Source organism: Serratia sp. BNK-10 (assembly GCF_047456065.1).
GTDB classification, from domain to species: domain Bacteria; phylum Pseudomonadota; class Gammaproteobacteria; order Enterobacterales; family Enterobacteriaceae; genus Serratia; species Serratia ureilytica.
In genome coordinates, this window is sequence record NZ_CP179894.1 from 5,024,790 (window position 1) to 5,040,765 (window position 15,976).

Here is a 15,976-nt window from a genome sequence, read left to right on the forward strand (position 1 = left end):
TGCGGCGGGGTTCCCCGCCGCGCTCACTCAAAGCCGAGCAGGCTGAACGCATCGTCCTGCGGGGCGTAGCCGAGCAGGCGACGGGTCTCTTCCAGCGACAAACGCGTATAGCGGTTATTGGAAACCCCGTGCACCACCGCATATTGCACCCCTTCGACACGAATGCAGCGATCCAGCAGATCGGCGGCGTCGCGATGGCTGAGAAAAGCGCTCATGTCGCGGGCGCTAAGCTGTTCGCCCCGGCTTAGAGTGGTGAAGTTGGCGATGCGTACCGACAGGGCGGAAAGCCCCTCCTGATGGGCGAAATAGGCGGCGATGCCTTCGCCGAACGCCTTGCTGGCGCCGTACAGATTTTTCGGCTTCGGGGCGTCATCCGGGCGGATTTGATAATCGAGCGGGTAGCCTTCCACCGCCTGCGCGCTGCTGGCGAACACTACCCGGCGGCAGCCGGCGTCTTTCGCCGCGCGGAAGATATTGAAGGTGCCGAGAATGTTGTTGTCCATCAGCGAACCGCAAAAATCGGCGTCGGGAGCCGGATCGGCGGCCAGGTGCAACACGGTGTCGATATTGGCGCAGGCCTCACGGCAGGCGTCGAGATCGGCGATGTTGAAGCTGATGACCTCATCGCCGGGCCGGCGATCGCGCAACAGAGCGAGATCTCGTTCCGCCAGCCGCAATGCATAGCGATCGCCCACTGCCTGGCGAAACGCGGTGGCGACTCGGCCGCCGGCGCCGGTAATCAAAATCCGTCCTACATCAGTACGCAACACCATGGTGACTGTCATCCCTACTCTCGATTAAGCGTTGACCAGTAATAATCCCCCGTGTGATTTTTGTCTAGTTGTTTTAATTAGTTATTCTGATGTTTATTCGCCATATTCAATTGCGCACGGTGATTTTTGCGCGGGTGAATATCGTGGAATGCTAACAATATTCGATGAGGTTTGGCGATGTATTTGCCTTAATGGCTGCGAATATTGCCAGAAAAGCCGACTGGCCGCTGGAAAATGCGTGTTTCGCTTTAGCTTGATAGTGAATTATTAGGTTAGTTAATCTTATGTTTTTTGACGTGAAGCCAGGCGATACTCTCTCATCCCTCTCTATCGCTCGCGCGATATATCATCGGCGCAGTGATCCCGGTAGAGGGCGGCATGCATTATTTCGCGCATTGAGGCCGTTTTGCCTTTGCGATCACAGTTCGGCAATTTGCCGTCGCCAAGCCTTGCTCCGCTAAAATCTGCGGTGTTAACGTCATAACTCAACCGATTTAGGGTTGTTACTGCTGCGGCAGGCAAAACCTAAACCTCGCGTTTCTGTTCCCCGATGGGGCAGAGGCCGCGAGGTTTAGGTTTTTTTTTGCGCCGAATTTCGCTCCTGCGCCAGGCCAGCGCAAAGGCGGGATCGGCAGAACGTGAAGTCTAAGGATAACCGTATGAAATATGACACATTAGCCAGTGAGATTTTGGCCGGCGTCGGTGGCCGCGACAATGTGAAAAGCCTGGTGCATTGCGCCACCCGCCTGCGTTTCAAGCTGCGTGACGACCGCCGCGCCAACGCGGCAGCGCTGAAGAAAAACCCGGGCGTCATCATGGTGGTGGAGAGCGGCGGCCAGTTTCAGGTGGTGGTAGGCAACCACGTGGCCGAGGTGTTCGACGCGGTCAACCGGGTCGGCGGGTTGGCCGAAGGCGCGTCGAGCGGCAGCGATGCGGACGGTAAAAAAGACAATCTGCTCAGCCGCTTTATCGACGTGGTTTCCGGCATCTTCACCCCATTGCTCGGGGTGATGGCTGCCTCGGGGGTATTGAAGGGGTTGCTGGCGCTGAGCCTGGCCTGCGGCTGGCTGCTGGAAAGCAGCGGCGCCTTTAAAATGTTGTTCGCCGCCAGCGACGCATTGTTCTATTTCTTCCCGATCATGCTCGGCTACACCGCCGGGAAAAAATTCGGCGGCAACCCGTTCGTCACCATGGCGATCGGCGGCGCGTTGACGCATCCGCTGATGATGGCGGCGTTCGAGGCGGCGCAACAGCCGGGCGCAGTGCGCGAATATTTCTTCGGCATTCCGCTGACTTTTATCAACTACAGCTCGTCGGTGATCCCCATCATCTTTGCGGCCTGGGTGTCCTGCCGTCTGGAGCCGCTGCTTAACCGGGTGATCCACAGCGCGCTGCGCAATTTCATCACGCCGCTGCTGTGTCTGGCGATCACCGTGCCCCTGACCTTCCTGCTGATCGGCCCGGCGGCGACCTGGCTCAGCCATCTGCTGGCCAACGGCTATCAGGCCATTTACGCCTTCAACCCGATCATTGCCGGCGCTTTCATGGGGGCGATGTGGCAGGTGTGCGTGATCTTCGGCCTGCATTGGGGGCTGGTGCCGTTGATGATCAACAACCTGAGCGTGCTGGGGCGCGACACCATGGTGCCGCTGCTGCTGCCGGCGGTGATGGGGCAGGTCGGCGCCACGCTGGGCGTGATGCTGCGCACCCGCGACGCCAAGCTGCGGGCGCTGTCCGGTTCGGCCATCGGCGCCGGGATTTTCGGCATCACCGAACCGGCGGTGTACGGCGTCACCCTGCCGAACAAGCGTCCGTTCATCTTCGGCTGCATCGGCGGCGCGCTGGGCGGGGCGGTGATCGGTTACTTCCATACCTCGGTCTACTCGTTCGGCCTGGTGAACGTGTTCACCTTCGCGCAAATCATTCCCAACGGCGGCATCGACGCCACGGTGTGGGGCGCGATCGGCGGCACTCTGCTGTCGTTTGTGTTCGCCGCGCTGGCCAGCTACCTGTTCGGCGTCGCGCCGGCGGAAGAGATGGCGCCGCCTGAAGCCGCCGCGCCGCTTAACCGCAAGCAGGCCATTCTCAGCCCGATCGCCGGCGACATCGTGCCGCTGGAACAGGTGAACGACGCGACCTTCGCCAGCGGCCTGCTGGGGAAAGGGGTGGCGATCGCGCCGCAGCAGGGGCGAGTGGTGGCGCCGGTGAGCGGCAGCGTGGCGTCGCTGTTCAAAACCAAACACGCCATCGGCATCGAATCGGACGACGGCGCGGAGATTCTCATCCACGTCGGCATCGATACCGTGAAGCTCGACGGGGCGCATTTCACCGCCCACGTGCGGGAAGGCGAGCGGATCGCGCCGGGCGATCTGCTGATCGAGTTCGACCAGGCGGCGATCCATGCCGCCGGCTATGACACCACCACGCCGATCATCATCAGCAACAGCGATGACTACGTGGACGTGTTGACCAGCGGCCTGTCTCCGGTGCAGGAACAGGCGCCGCTGCTGACTTTATTACGTTAATTGAGGAGCAAGCGATGAACGGCAAGTTTCCGCAACATTTTCTGTGGGGCGGCGCGGTAGCGGCGAACCAGGTAGAAGGCGCGTATCAGGCCGACGGCAAGGGGCTGTCGACCTCCGATCTGCAGCCGCAGGGCATCTTCGGCGCCATCACGCCGCGCACGGCGGGCGACAGCGGCATCAAGGACGTGGCGATCGATTTCTATCATCGTTACCCGGAGGATATCGCGCTGTTCGCCGAGATGGGTTTCAAGTGCCTGCGCACCTCGATCGCCTGGACGCGCATTTTCCCGCAGGGCGATGAAGAGACCCCGAACGAAGCCGGGCTGGCGTTTTACGATCGGCTGTTCGATGAGATGGCGAAATACGGCATTCAGCCGCTGATCACGCTGTCGCACTATGAGATGCCTTACGGTCTGGTGAAGCGCTACGGCGGCTGGGGCGATCGCCGCACCATCGATTTCTTCGAGCGCTATGCGCGCACCGTGTTCGAACGCTATAAGCACAAGGTTAAACATTGGCTGACCTTCAACGAGATCAACATGTCGCTGCACGCGCCCTTCACCGGGGTTGGCCTGCCGCAAGAGAGCGACAAGAGCGCCGTCTATCAGGCGATCCACCATCAGCTGGTGGCCAGCGCCAGAGCGGTGAAGGCCTGTCACGAGATCGTGCCGGAGGGGCAAATCGGCAACATGCTGCTGGGCGGCATTCTGTATCCGCTGAGCTGCAAGCCGGAAGATCTGCTGGAAACCCAGCGGCAAAACCGCGACTGGCTGTTCTTCGGCGACGTGCAGGCGCGCGGCTATTACCCGGCCTACATGCAGCGCTTCTTCCGTGAAAACGGCATTCAGGTGGCGATCACCGAGGAAGATCGGCAAACGCTGCGCGAAACCATCGACTTCATCTCGTTCAGCTACTACATGAGCGGCTGCGTTACCGCCGACCCGGAGCAGTACGAAACGGCGCGCGGCAACATTCTCGATATGGTGCCGAACCCGCACCTGGCCAGTTCGGAGTGGGGGTGGCAAATCGACCCGATCGGGCTGCGCTACCTGCTCAACGTGCTGTACGACCGCTATCAGAAGCCGTTGTTCATCGTCGAGAACGGGCTGGGCGCCAAAGACCGCGTCGAGGCCGACGGCAGCATCAACGACGACTACCGCATCAACTATCTCAATGACCATCTGGTACAGGTGGCCGAGGCGATCGACGACGGCGTCGAGGTGATGGGCTACACCAGCTGGGGGCCGATCGATCTGGTCAGCGCCTCGAAGGCCGAAATGTCGAAGCGCTACGGCTTCATTCACGTCGACAGAGACGATGCCGGCAACGGTAGCCTCGAGCGCCGCCGCAAGAAGAGTTTCTACTGGTATCGCGATGTGATCCACAGCAACGGCGCCAGCCTGAAAGACCGGCGCTAACCCTTCAGCCCGGCGGCAAACGCCGGGCGTTAATTAACCTTATTCGCTGCTGTTCATGATGGGAAATTCTCTCCCAGGGAATGCTGTTGCCCGCAGTCAGCCGTTATGCGGAGAAATATAATAATGATGAAAAGCTTATTACCTCGTTCCATGACCCTGGCGGCGCTGGCGCTGCTCTGTAGCCAGGTGCAGGCGGAAACGCTGCAAACCGGCAAGGACGTTGAAGCTCCCACCGCCAAATGGGAAGGGGTGGCGCTCGGCTTTGAACCGCCGCAGCCTGGGCTGTTGGGGGATATGCTGGGGATCAGACCGATCCTGGAGGATCACGGTTTCCACTATAATCTCGGCTACCTCAGCCAGCTGTCGTATAACGCCGGCGGCGGTTACAACCACGATAAACAGGCGTCGTACATCGACCAATTTTCGCTGACCTTCAGCCAGGATCTGCAGGCGCTGACCGGCATTCCGGATGCGGCGATCGAAGGCAATATCGTCAACCGCAACCATGACAACAACCTGACCCGCGATCGGCTGCAGGATCCGCGCGTCGGCCTGACCGATCTGTCGCAGGAGAGCTTTGGCGGGCAGTCGATCACCCGGCTGGGCTGGTTGACCTTCAGCCGTTCCTTCCTCGACAGCCGGCTGCAATGGCGTATCGGCATGATGAACAAGGTGCAGGATTTCGATCAGATCATCCCCTGCGATTTTCAGACGCTGACGCTGTGCGGCGGCAAGTCCGCCAACTCGTTGACCTGGTACAACTGGAACGTGCATTACTGGGGCACCACGCTGCAATACAAGCTGACCGACGGCCTGACGCTCAAGGGCGGCGTGATGGAGCAGAACCCGAGCGCCCCCAGCCGCAGCCACGCCTGGAGTTGGTCCACCAAGGGCAGCAAAGGCTTCCTGTTGCCGATGGAGCTGGAGCTGAAAACCCACGCCGTCAACCAGCTGCCGGGGGTGTATAACCTGGGCGTGCTGTTCACCAATGCGCGTCAGCGCGATCTTTATGAAGGGGTGTCCGGCGGGCCGGGCGCCAGCGATCCGCAGGGCTATCGCAGCCACGATCGCACCTGGTTCCTGTATACCGGTTTCAACCAGCAGGTGACGCGCCATGCGGATGACGTCAACCGTGGCCTGAGCGTGTTCTACAGCCTGGGGCTGGGGGATCAGCGCAGCAACTACCTGCACTGGTCCACTTCGACCGGCATCCGCTATCGCGGGCTGTTCGATGCGCGGCCGGACGACTGGCTGGGGCTGGGCGTTTCGGTGGTGAAACTGAGCGACCGCTATAAAGACAATCAGCGTTACCTCAACGAGATGAGCGGCATCAGCGATTATCACGATCCGAACTACCGGCCGGTGCCGGGCCACTCGGTGACGGCGGAGCTGTACTACCGCGTTAACGTCACGCCGTGGCTGCAGCTGCAGCCGGGCCTGCAATACTGGCATCATCCGGCGGGCGTCAGCGAGACGCAGGACGCCTGGGTGACGGCGTTGAAAACGGTGGTGACCTTCTGATCAGGCCGCGTCGTTCTCGCGGTAGCGCCGGCGGGCGTGCTCAAACCAGCTGGCCGGCACGTTGTGCGGCGGCTGCTGTAATCTGAGCAGCCCCTGTTCGACGATATGGCTGGCCTGGCGCCACAGCGTCGGGTCGCCTTCGGTCAGCACTTCCAGCAGGCGCTGTTTCTCGATCAGATAGGTTTGGGCGAAGTGGCTGTCGTAGTCCAGCAGCGAGCGGGTGTTGTCGATCAGATCCGCCAGTTTGATGGTTTTGGCCTGCGGCGATGCGCCAGCGCTGTGGCGCCGATCGCGGTTTTTACGCTCGAAGCGGTTGCCGTCCTCGGCGTGGCTGACGTTGGTTAACATCCGCACCAGCTCCGCTACCTGCGGCCCAAAGTGGCTTTCGATATCGCCGAGGGTGGTAGGCGTGTCTTCTACCGTATCATGCAGCCAGGCGGCCGCCAGCATCTCTTCGGTGTGCGGCACGCTGCGTACCAGCTCCATGACCGCCTGCGGGTGGACGATGTACGGATCGTTGGTGTATTTGCGGCGCTGATCGATGGCCGCATGCGCCTTGGTGGCGTAGCGGCGCGCGCGTTCTGCAAGCGTATTCGTCATTTCCTTTCCCTCCCGGCATCCTCTGCATGAAAAAAATGTAGCATACCTCACAAGAAATAGCTTGCGATTACATCGTGCGCTATCTATATTCACTCACATGAAAAGCACCGATACCGAACAACCCAACGCGAAGAACCTGCTGCTGCTCGATCAGCAGCTCTGTTTCGCGCTGTACTCCGCCAACCTGGCGCTGCACAAAGTCTACCGCAAGCTGTTGAATCAGCTCGAGCTCACCTACCCGCAGTATCTGGTGATGATGGTGCTGTGGGAACGCGATCGGGTGACGGTATCAGATATCGGCGAGCGGCTGTTCCTCGATTCCGCCACGTTGACGCCGCTGCTGAAACGGCTGGAAACCGCCGGTTTGCTGGTGCGCTATCGCGCCACTACCGACGAGCGCCAGGTGATCATCGCGCTCACCGAAGCCGGCCGCGCGCTGCGTGAACGGGCGCAGTCGGTGCCCGAGGCGGTGATGTGCGCCACCGACTGCAGCCTGGACGAGATCGTCTCGCTCAAACAGCAGCTGGAAAAGCTGCGCGGCAGCCTGATCGATCAGATTTGACCCACCGACGCCGGACGCAAGAACGGCAGGGGTGGTCTACACTGGTTAATAAGCGTCAAAAATAAGTAGTGCACGATTTAATCGTAAAAGATATATATGTGACCGGCTACCCCTCGCGGGAGCTGTTGTCATCTCGCCAACCAGCAAGAAGGAATGAACGATGTCTATTGAGAAAGTGGTTTACCGCGCTCACGCCACCGCAACCGGCGGCCGCGACGGCCGTGCGACCTCCTCCGACGGCGTGTTGGACGTGAAACTGGGCGTACCGAAAGAGATGGGCGGCGCCGGCGGCGAAGTCACCAACCCCGAGCAGCTGTTCGCCGCCGGTTACTCGGCCTGTTTCCTCGGCGCGTTGAAGTTTGTCGCGGCGAAAGAAAAGGTCAAAATCCCGGCCGAAGCGAAGATCGACGGCACCGTCGGCATCGGTGAAATCCCGAACGGCTTCGGCATCGAAGTGCAGCTGGATATTTCGCTGCCGGGCATCGAGCGCAGCGTGGCGGAAGATCTGGTGAAAAAGGCGCACGTGGTGTGCCCGTATTCCAACGCCACCCGCGGCAATATCGACGTCACGCTGAACGTTAAGTAAGTTTTTTGCCGACACCATGGAAAAAATGGAGGGTTTATCCCTCCATTTTCTTTGATATCCCGTCTGAAAAGTGCTCAAAAAAGCGGTAAATTTTGCCCGTTTTGTGAGAATTCTCTTGATTATTACTCGCAAAATAACGCTTATTGCCGGTTGGCTGAACCAGAAGCCGCAATCAGTGTCTGACTGAGTCAGAACCGCTACACCGTCCCCGGAGCCACCGCGTTACATGAACAAAGTTAAATCGCTATCACAGCAGAATTTATCGTTATTGTTAGCGATCTATATCGGCATCTTTCTAAACTTGTCCGTTTTTTATCGCCGTTTTGATTCGCTGGCGCACGGCATTCAGGGAATTAAGCTTATTTCGGCGGTGACGGAAGTCATCGCTATCGTCCTGTTCACGTTCTTCATCATGCGGCTGGTGTCGCTCGGCGGCCGGCTGTTTTATCGCATCGTCGCCTCGCTGCTGGTGCTGATTTCGGTTGCCGCCAGCTACTACATGACGTTTTTCAACGTGGTGATCGGCTACGGCATCGTGGTGTCGGTGATGACCACCGATATCGATCTGTCGAAAGAGGTGGTCGGCCTGCATTTCGTGCTGTGGATGGTGGCGCTCAGCGCCTTGCCGCTGCTGCTGATCTGGAAAAACAGCCTGCGCTTCACCCTGATCGAACAGCTGAAAACCCCCGGTCACCGCATCAAACCGCTGCTGGTGTTGTTGGCGGTGGTAGCGTTGGTCTGGCTGCCGCTGCGCATGCTGGACGACGAGCAAAGCGTGCAGGAGAAGCTTTCCAACGTCGATCTGCCGAGCTACGGCGGCGTAGTGGCGCACTCGTACCTGCCGTCTAACTGGCTGTCGGCGCTGGGGCTGTTCGCCTATACCCGCTATGACGAAAGTCAGGATCAGAGCACGCTGTTCGATCCGGGCAAACACTTTACCTATGTGCCGCCGGCGGACATCGACGATACCTACGTGGTGTTCATCATCGGCGAGACCACGCGCTGGGATCACATGGGCATGCTGGGCTACGAGCGCGATACTACGCCGCGCCTGTCGAAAGAGAAGAATCTGGTGGCGTTCCGCGGCGAGTCGTGCGACACCGCCACCAAGCTGTCGCTGCGCTGCATGTTCGTGCGCGAAGGCGGCACCGAGGACAACCCGCAGCGCACGCTGAAAGAGCAAAACGTGTTCGCGGTGATGAAGGAACTGGGCTTCTCTTCCGAGCTGTTCGCCATGCAGAGTGAGGTGTGGTTCTACAACAACACCGAGGTGAACAACTATTCGTTCCGCGAGATGATCGCGTCCGAGAAGCGCAACGACGGCAAGGCGGTCGACGATATGCTGCTGGTGGACGAAATGAAGGAGTCGCTGGCGCGTTATCCGAAGGGCAAACACCTGGTGATCCTGCATACCAAAGGCTCGCACTACCTGTACTCGCAGCGTTATCCGCGCAGCTATGCGCGCTATCAGCCGGAGTGCATGGGGGTGGATGACTCCTGCACCAAGGCGCAGCTGATCAACGCCTTCGACAATACGGTGCTGTATACCGACAGCTTTATCAGTAATGTGATCGACCAGGTGCGGGACAAGAAGGCCATCGTGTTCTATGCCGCCGACCACGGCGAGTCGATCGGCGAGAATACGCACCTGCACGGCACGCCGCGCGAAATGGCGCCGCCGGAACAATTCCGCGTGCCGATGATGGTGTGGGCGTCGGACAAGTTCCTCGAGAACCCGCAGCACCTCAGCGCCTTTGAGCAACTGCAGGCGCAGCAGCGCATCGGCAAAACGCATCGCCACGTCGAGCTGTTTGACACTATCCTCGGTTGCCTCGGCTACACCTCGCCGAACGGCGGCATCGTGGATAAAAACAACTGGTGCCATCTCCCGCAGAATAAAACGGCACCTGCCAGCCTGTAATCCCTCCCGCCGGGTGCCTTGCGCACCCGGTAATTTCCGCCAATACATTCTCTTCATCAATTATTCCGGTGTGTGCATACGGTATACTTGCGCACTTCCCCTTCTAACCGGAGATTTCCATGACCCTGCGCGTGGCGTTTATCGACGATCATGACATTGTGCGTTCGGGCTTTGTGCAGCTGCTGTCGCTGGAGGCCGATATTCAGGTAGTGGGCGAGTTCAGCAGCGCGGCGCAGGCGCGCGCCGGCCTGCCGGGGCTGGAGGCGGAAATCTGCATTTGCGACATTTCGATGCCCGACGGCAGCGGGTTGGATCTGCTGGCGGACATTCCCTCCGGCATCCGCGTGGTGATGCTGTCGATGCACGATAATCCGGCGCTGGTGGAAATGGCGCTGGAACGCGGCGCCAGCGGCTTTCTCTCCAAGCGCTGCAAGCCGGAAGATCTGATCACCGCCGTGCGCACCGTCGCCGGCGGCGGCGTCTATCTGATGCCGGAAATCGCCCAGCAGCTGGCGCGGGTGAAGGTGGATCCGTTGACCCGCCGCGAGCGCGAGATCGCGCTATTGCTGGCGCAGGGCCAGGAGGTGCGCGAGATCGCCGCCGCGCTGGGGCTGTCGCCAAAGACGGTGCATGTGCATCGCGCCAACCTGTTCGCCAAGCTGGGCATCACCAATAACGTCGAGCTGGCCAGACGGATGCTGAACCTGTGACGCAGCGTCTGATCACCCAGCTGGCGCTGTTCTTCATTTATGCCGCCAGCGCATTTTGCCTGTGGGGCATTGGCACCGCGCTGATCGACCCGCCCTGGCAGGCGCTGTTGCTGTTCCCGTTCGGCCTGCGCATGGGCATTTTGCTGCAGAGCCCGTACCGTTTCTGGCCGGGGATCCTGCTGGCCGACCTGCTGCTGATGGCGCTGCTGGCGGACCAGTACGGCTACGGCCCGGCGCTGTGGGCGTCGGTGGCGGTGCTGGTGCTGACGGTGCTGCTCAGCCTGTTGGCCTCGCCGTGGCTGCTGCGCCATCAGCAGAGCGACAGCGAATGGCGCTGGCCGCTGTTGCAGGGCGCGGTGGTCGCCGCCGCCGCTTTGCTGCAGGCGCTTGTGTGGCAGCTGGTGAGCGGCGAAGGCGCCCGCGCGCTGCTGCTCGGCCTGACCGGCGGTTTCACCATCGCGCCGACCTGCCTGCTGTTGTGGCACTATCTGGCGCGCCAAATCTGGGTGCCGCTGGAGCCGGGGCTGATCCACAAGCCGGTGGAGCTGCGCCTGGGCCACCTGGCCAGCTATCTGCTGCTGTTTGCATTCAGCATCTGGCTGCAGCAGCAGGTTAACGCCGCCGAGCTGCGCCGCTTTGCGCCTTTCTGCCTGGCGATCCCGATCGTGTTCATGTCTTACCGCTATGGCTGGCAGGGCGCGCTGTTGGCGACGCTGCTCAACGGCGTGGCGCTGATGGTCAACGAGCCGCCGCAGCCCGAGTCGCACCGCGACTTGCTGTTGTCGCTGCTGGCCCAAAGCCTGACCGGGCTGCTGCTGGGCGCCGGTATTCAGCGCCAGCGCGAACTGAATCAGCAGCTGCGGCTGCGGCTGGCGGAGAACCGGCAGCTGGCGCGGGCGCTGGTGACGGCGGAGGAACAAACCCGGCGCGAGGTGGCGCGCGAGCTGCACGATGAAGTGGGGCAGACCATCACCGTGATCCGCACACAGGCCAGCATCGTCAAGCGCCTGGCGCCGGAGCCGGCGGTGATCGGCTGCGCCGACACCATCGATGCGTTAGCGCTGCGGGTCTACGATGGGGTGCACGATGTGCTGACCCAGCTGTGGCCGGCGGCGCTGAACAACCTGCCGCTGTCGGCGGCGGTGGCGGCGATGCTGCGGGAGTCGCTGCCGCAGGACGCCTCGCTGGTGAGCAGCATGCAGTGGCAGGTGCCGGACGAACTGCTGGATGAAACGCTGAAAATCACGCTGTACCGGGTGTGTCAGGAAGGGGTGACCAATGTGTGCCGCCACGCCGGCGCCAGCCGCCTGGAATTGGACGCGCGTCTGCAGCCGCGCAAAGGCGCCGCGCCGCAGATTGCCCTGACCATCCGCGATAACGGCGTGGGCTTCGATGCGGACAACCATCAGCCGGGGTACGGCCTGCGCGGCATGCAGGAGCGCATCAGCGCTCTCGGCGGCAGCCTGCGGCTCACCTCTGAGCGGGGCGCCTGTTTGAGTGTGATCTTGCCCACAGTTTCACCGGCGCAAGCGCAAAACTAGGAAAAACTCCTAACCGCGTCGGGAATCCGGCGTAAGCCTCCCGCGCGCGCGGGGAGCATCATAGCGGCACTTTATTCAATCCTCTGAGGTTCCACATGTGGTCTTTCCTTAAAAGCCGCCCGGATGCGCCGCAGGTCACCGATCAACGGCAGATCGACGCCAGCTACAAATACTGGCGCATCCAGCTGATGTGCACCATGTACATCGGCTACGCCGCGTTTTACTTCACGCGCAAAAGCTTCAACTTCATCATGCCGGCGATGCTGAGCGATCTGGGCCTGACGATGTCCGACGTCGGCATCCTCGGCACGCTTTTCTACATCACCTACGGCTGCTCGAAATTCATTTCCGGCATGATCAGCGATCGCTCCAACCCGCGTTACTTTATGGGGCTGGGCCTGATCATGACCGGGGTGCTGAATATCTTCTTCGGCCTCAGTTCGTCGTTGCTGATGCTCGGCACGCTGTGGATCCTCAATGCCTTCTTCCAGGGTTGGGGCTGGCCGCCGTGCTCCAAAATCCTCACCAGCTGGTATTCGCGCTCCGAGCGCGGCAGCTGGTGGGCGATTTGGAACACTTCGCACAACGTCGGCGGCGCGCTGATCCCGCTGCTGGTGGGCTTTATCTCGCTGCACTTCAGCTGGCGTTACGGCATGATCATTCCCGGCATCATCGGCGTGGTGCTCGGCCTGCTGATGTGCTGGCGCCTGCGCGACAAGCCATCCACCCTGGGGCTGCCGAGCGTCGGCAAATGGCGCAACGACGCCATGGAGCTGGTGCAGGAATCGGAAGGCCAGGGGCTGAGCAACCGCGAGATCATCAAGCGCTACGTGCTGACCAACAAGTACATCTGGCTGCTGGCGGTCTCTTACGTGCTGGTGTACATCGTGCGCACCGCGATCAACGACTGGGGCAACCTCTACCTGACGCAGGAAAAGGGCTATTCGCTGATGACCGCCAACTCGGCCATTTCGCTGTTTGAAGTGGGCGGCTTTATCGGTTCGCTGGTGGCCGGTTGGGGTTCCGACAAGCTGTTCCGCGGCAACCGCGGCCCGATGAACCTGATCTTCGCCATCGGCATCTTCCTGTCGGTGGCGGCGCTGTGGCTGATGCCGGGCGTCACCTACCTGCTGCAGGCCTGCTGCTTCTTCGCCATCGGCTTCTTCATCTTCGGCCCGCAGATGCTGATCGGCATGGCGGCGGCGGAATGCTCGCATAAAGATGCGGCGGGCGCGGCGACCGGTTTCGTCGGCCTGTTCGCCTACCTGGGCGCGGCGCTGTCCGGCTACCCGATCGCGCGGGTGATGGAAATCTGGCACTGGAACGGTTTCTTTGTGGTGATTTCCATCGCCGCCTGCCTGTCGGCGCTGTTCCTGCTGCCGTTCCTGCGTGCGCAGACGCCGGTGCTGAAAACCGCCAAAGCCTGAGTAAAATGCGCTGCGCAACCCCCGGCGCAGCGCATTATGGCGCTTTTATCACCACTTGAAATGCAGGGGAAAAAAAGTGATTGACGCCTATAACCGCCAGCAGTAAGATGCGCCCCGCATCGGCGAGTAGCGCAGCTTGGTAGCGCAACTGGTTTGGGACCAGTGGGTCGGAGGTTCGAATCCTCTCTCGCCGACCACCATTCGAAAAACCTGCTTTTAAAGCAGGTTTTTTTTCGCCTGCGGCTTATGAGGATGAGCACCTCCTGCGATACGACCGGCTTCGCTTTATGGCACGTGTCAATCCGCCATCCTCGTGAAATATATTTATCCTTTACGCTTAATTAATTCAAACTCCTTATTCCAGTTGGGTTCTTTTTCTCATATTTAAATAAATTCACGCTTGCTGAATAAAACCCAGTTGATTGCGCTCTTGTTTTCACGCCTTTTTTATTTATAGTTTGAATGTACGCGGCGGGAATGATTTTTTCCGTTACGTGTAAAAACGCTGTTTTTATTTGTTGACTTTAATCTTCGTGGATTATTGCGGAATGTTTTCGCTTCGGCAATGCGTAGCGACGATTAACTCTTTTATGTTTATCCTCTCGGAATAAAGGAATCAGTTATGCGCAAATTTAATAAACCGCTGTTGGCGCTGTTGATCGGCAGCACGCTGTGTTCCGCGGCGCAGGCCGCCGCGCCGGGCAAGCCGACTATCGCCTGGGGCAACACCAAGTTCGCTATCGTCGAAGTCGATCAGGCGGCTACCGCTTATAATAATTTGGTGAAGGTAAAAAATGCCGCCGATGTTTCCGTCTCCTGGAATTTATGGAATGGCGACGCGGGCACGACGGCCAAGATTTTATTAAATGGCAAAGAGGCGTGGAGCGGCCCTTCAACCGGTTCTTCCGGTACGGCGAATTTTAAAGTCAATAAAGGCGGCCGTTATCAAATGCAGGTGGCATTGTGCAATGCCGACGGCTGCACCGCCAGCGACGCCACTGAAATTGTGGTGGCCGACACCGACGGCAGCCATTTGGCGCCGTTGAAAGAGCCGCTGCTGGAAAAAAATAAACCGTATAAACAGAACTCCGGCAAAGTGGTCGGTTCTTATTTCGTCGAGTGGGGCGTTTACGGGCGCAATTTCACCGTCGACAAGATCCCGGCGCAGAACCTGACTCACCTGCTGTACGGCTTTATCCCGATCTGCGGCGGCAACGGCATCAACGACAGCCTGAAAGAGATTGAAGGCAGCTTCCAGGCGCTGCAGCGCTCCTGCCAGGGCCGCGAGGATTTCAAAGTCTCCATCCACGATCCGTTCGCCGCGCTGCAAAAAGCGCAGAAGGGCGTCACCGCCTGGGATGACCCCTACAAGGGCAACTTTGGCCAGCTGATGGCGCTGAAGCAGGCGCGTCCCGATCTGAAAATCCTGCCGTCGATCGGCGGCTGGACGCTGTCCGACCCGTTCTTCTTCATGGGCGACAAGGTGAAGCGCGATCGCTTCGTCGGCTCGGTGAAAGAGTTCCTGCAGACCTGGAAGTTCTTCGACGGCGTGGATATCGACTGGGAATTCCCGGGCGGCAAAGGCGCCAACCCGAATCTGGGCAGCCCTCAGGACGGGGAAACTTATGTGCTGCTGATGAAAGAACTGCGGGCGATGCTGGATCAGCTGTCGGCGGAAACCGGCCGCAAGTATGAGCTGACCTCCGCCATCAGCGCCGGCAAGGACAAGATCGACAAGGTGGCATACAACGTCGCGCAGAACTCGATGGATCACATCTTCCTGATGAGCTACGACTTCTACGGCGCCTTCGATCTGAAAAACCTGGGGCATCAGACCGCGCTGAATGCGCCGGCCTGGAAACCGGACACCGCCTACACCACGGTAAACGGCGTGAATGCGCTGCTGGCGCAGGGCGTCAAGCCGGGCAAGATCGTGGTCGGCACCGCCATGTATGGCCGTGGTTGGACCGGGGTGAACGGCTACCAGAACAACATTCCGTTCACCGGCACCGCCACCGGGCCGGTCAAAGGCACCTGGGAGAACGGCATCGTGGACTACCGCCAGATCGCCAGCCAGTTCATGAGCGGCGAGTGGCAGTACACCTACGACGCCACGGCGGAAGCGCCTTATGTGTTCAAACCTTCCACCGGCGATCTGATCACCTTTGACGATGCCCGCTCGGTGCAGGCCAAAGGCAAGTACGTGTTGGATAAGCAGCTGGGCGGCCTGTTCTCCTGGGAGATCGACGCGGACAACGGCGATATTCTCAACAGCATGAACGCCAGCCTGGGCAACAGCGCCGGCGTTCAATAATCGGTTGCAGTGCGTTGCCGGGGGATATCCTTTCGCCCCCGGCTTTTTCGCCGCCGAAAGTTTTTTTACGCCGCACAG

At 60.1% G+C, this 15,976-nt stretch carries 12 protein-coding genes and 1 tRNA gene; 11 read left to right on the forward strand and 2 right to left on the reverse strand.

Annotated elements, in window-relative coordinates:
• Positions 1-23: 23 nt before the first annotated feature.
• Positions 24-773 carry an NAD-dependent epimerase/dehydratase family protein gene (locus ACMGG9_RS24110; protein ID WP_069100556.1) on the reverse strand — a complete coding sequence of 250 codons (750 nt, stop codon included), beginning with the start codon at positions 771-773 and terminating at the stop codon, positions 24-26.
• Between the two features lie 659 nt (positions 774-1,432).
• Here ACMGG9_RS24110 and bglF point away from each other — a divergent pair.
• The 3 genes from bglF (at position 1,433) to ACMGG9_RS24125 (ending at position 6,237) form a co-directional block, all read left to right on the forward strand.
• Positions 1,433-3,298, forward strand: a complete 1,866-nt coding sequence (gene bglF / locus ACMGG9_RS24115; RefSeq protein WP_414161778.1) for a PTS beta-glucoside transporter subunit IIABC — start codon at positions 1,433-1,435, stop codon at positions 3,296-3,298.
• A gap of 14 nt (positions 3,299-3,312) precedes the next feature.
• Entirely contained in the window at positions 3,313-4,716 is a 1,404-nt protein-coding gene (locus tag ACMGG9_RS24120; RefSeq protein ID WP_033645069.1) for a glycoside hydrolase family 1 protein, read from the forward strand.
• Between the two features lie 123 nt (positions 4,717-4,839).
• On the forward strand, positions 4,840-6,237 hold the full coding sequence (locus tag ACMGG9_RS24125; RefSeq protein WP_414161779.1) for a carbohydrate porin: 1,398 nt from the start codon (positions 4,840-4,842) through the stop codon (positions 6,235-6,237).
• On the opposite strand, the gene ACMGG9_RS24130 is transcribed toward ACMGG9_RS24125, so the two are convergent.
• The gene (locus ACMGG9_RS24130) at positions 6,238-6,837 is read right to left on the reverse strand and encodes an HD domain-containing protein (RefSeq protein ID WP_033652280.1); all 600 of its coding nucleotides are present in this window, start codon (positions 6,835-6,837) and stop codon (positions 6,238-6,240) included. It lies immediately after the preceding gene.
• Between the two features lie 97 nt (positions 6,838-6,934).
• Here ACMGG9_RS24130 and ACMGG9_RS24135 point away from each other — a divergent pair, with 97 nt between their 5' ends.
• The 8 genes from ACMGG9_RS24135 (at position 6,935) to ACMGG9_RS24170 (ending at position 15,898) form a co-directional block, all read left to right on the forward strand.
• Positions 6,935-7,399, forward strand: a complete 465-nt coding sequence (locus ACMGG9_RS24135; protein ID WP_033645067.1) for a MarR family winged helix-turn-helix transcriptional regulator — start codon at positions 6,935-6,937, stop codon at positions 7,397-7,399.
• 160 nt (positions 7,400-7,559) lie between these two features.
• Positions 7,560-7,985 (forward strand): organic hydroperoxide resistance protein, encoded by a 426-nt coding sequence (locus tag ACMGG9_RS24140; protein WP_004934114.1) that lies wholly within the window; start codon positions 7,560-7,562, stop codon positions 7,983-7,985.
• A 226-nt stretch (positions 7,986-8,211) separates the two neighbouring features.
• Complete coding sequence (gene eptB / locus ACMGG9_RS24145; protein ID WP_197786078.1) at positions 8,212-9,906, forward strand: kdo(2)-lipid A phosphoethanolamine 7''-transferase; 1,695 nt, start codon at positions 8,212-8,214, stop codon at positions 9,904-9,906.
• Positions 9,907-10,025: 119 nt separating this feature from the next.
• On the forward strand, positions 10,026-10,616 hold the full coding sequence (gene uhpA / locus ACMGG9_RS24150; RefSeq protein ID WP_033645065.1) for a transcriptional regulator UhpA: 591 nt from the start codon (positions 10,026-10,028) through the stop codon (positions 10,614-10,616).
• Entirely contained in the window at positions 10,613-12,157 is a 1,545-nt protein-coding gene (uhpB, locus tag ACMGG9_RS24155; RefSeq protein WP_149542407.1) for a signal transduction histidine-protein kinase/phosphatase UhpB, read from the forward strand. The genes uhpA and uhpB overlap by 4 nt, the downstream gene beginning before the upstream one ends.
• 95 nt (positions 12,158-12,252) lie before the next feature.
• Complete coding sequence (locus tag ACMGG9_RS24160; protein ID WP_033645063.1) at positions 12,253-13,584, forward strand: MFS transporter; 1,332 nt, start codon at positions 12,253-12,255, stop codon at positions 13,582-13,584.
• Between the two features lie 120 nt (positions 13,585-13,704).
• Positions 13,705-13,781: transfer RNA gene (locus ACMGG9_RS24165), tRNA-Pro, on the forward strand.
• 425 nt (positions 13,782-14,206) lie between these two features.
• Complete coding sequence (locus ACMGG9_RS24170) at positions 14,207-15,898, forward strand: glycosyl hydrolase family 18 protein (RefSeq protein WP_033645062.1); 1,692 nt, start codon at positions 14,207-14,209, stop codon at positions 15,896-15,898.
• Positions 15,899-15,976: the final 78 nt, after the last annotated feature.

Bases quoted from the DNA above. Each gene is read 5' to 3' on its own strand.
- ACMGG9_RS24130 (WP_033652280.1), bottom strand. From the start codon at position 6,837: ATGACGAATACGCTTGCAGAACGCGCGCGCCGCTACGCCACCAAGGCG.
- ACMGG9_RS24125 (WP_414161779.1), top strand. From the start codon at position 4,840: ATGATGAAAAGCTTATTACCTCGTTCCATGACCCTGGCGGCGCTGGCG.
- ACMGG9_RS24135 (WP_033645067.1), top strand. From the start codon at position 6,935: ATGAAAAGCACCGATACCGAACAACCCAACGCGAAGAACCTGCTGCTG.
- ACMGG9_RS24160 (WP_033645063.1), top strand. From the start codon at position 12,253: ATGTGGTCTTTCCTTAAAAGCCGCCCGGATGCGCCGCAGGTCACCGAT.
- ACMGG9_RS24140 (WP_004934114.1), top strand. From the start codon at position 7,560: ATGTCTATTGAGAAAGTGGTTTACCGCGCTCACGCCACCGCAACCGGC.
- uhpA (WP_033645065.1), top strand. From the start codon at position 10,026: ATGACCCTGCGCGTGGCGTTTATCGACGATCATGACATTGTGCGTTCG.
- ACMGG9_RS24170 (WP_033645062.1), top strand. From the start codon at position 14,207: ATGCGCAAATTTAATAAACCGCTGTTGGCGCTGTTGATCGGCAGCACG.
- bglF (WP_414161778.1), top strand. From the start codon at position 1,433: ATGAAATATGACACATTAGCCAGTGAGATTTTGGCCGGCGTCGGTGGC.
- eptB (WP_197786078.1), top strand. From the start codon at position 8,212: ATGAACAAAGTTAAATCGCTATCACAGCAGAATTTATCGTTATTGTTA.
- ACMGG9_RS24120 (WP_033645069.1), top strand. From the start codon at position 3,313: ATGAACGGCAAGTTTCCGCAACATTTTCTGTGGGGCGGCGCGGTAGCG.
- ACMGG9_RS24110 (WP_069100556.1), bottom strand. From the start codon at position 773: ATGGTGTTGCGTACTGATGTAGGACGGATTTTGATTACCGGCGCCGGC.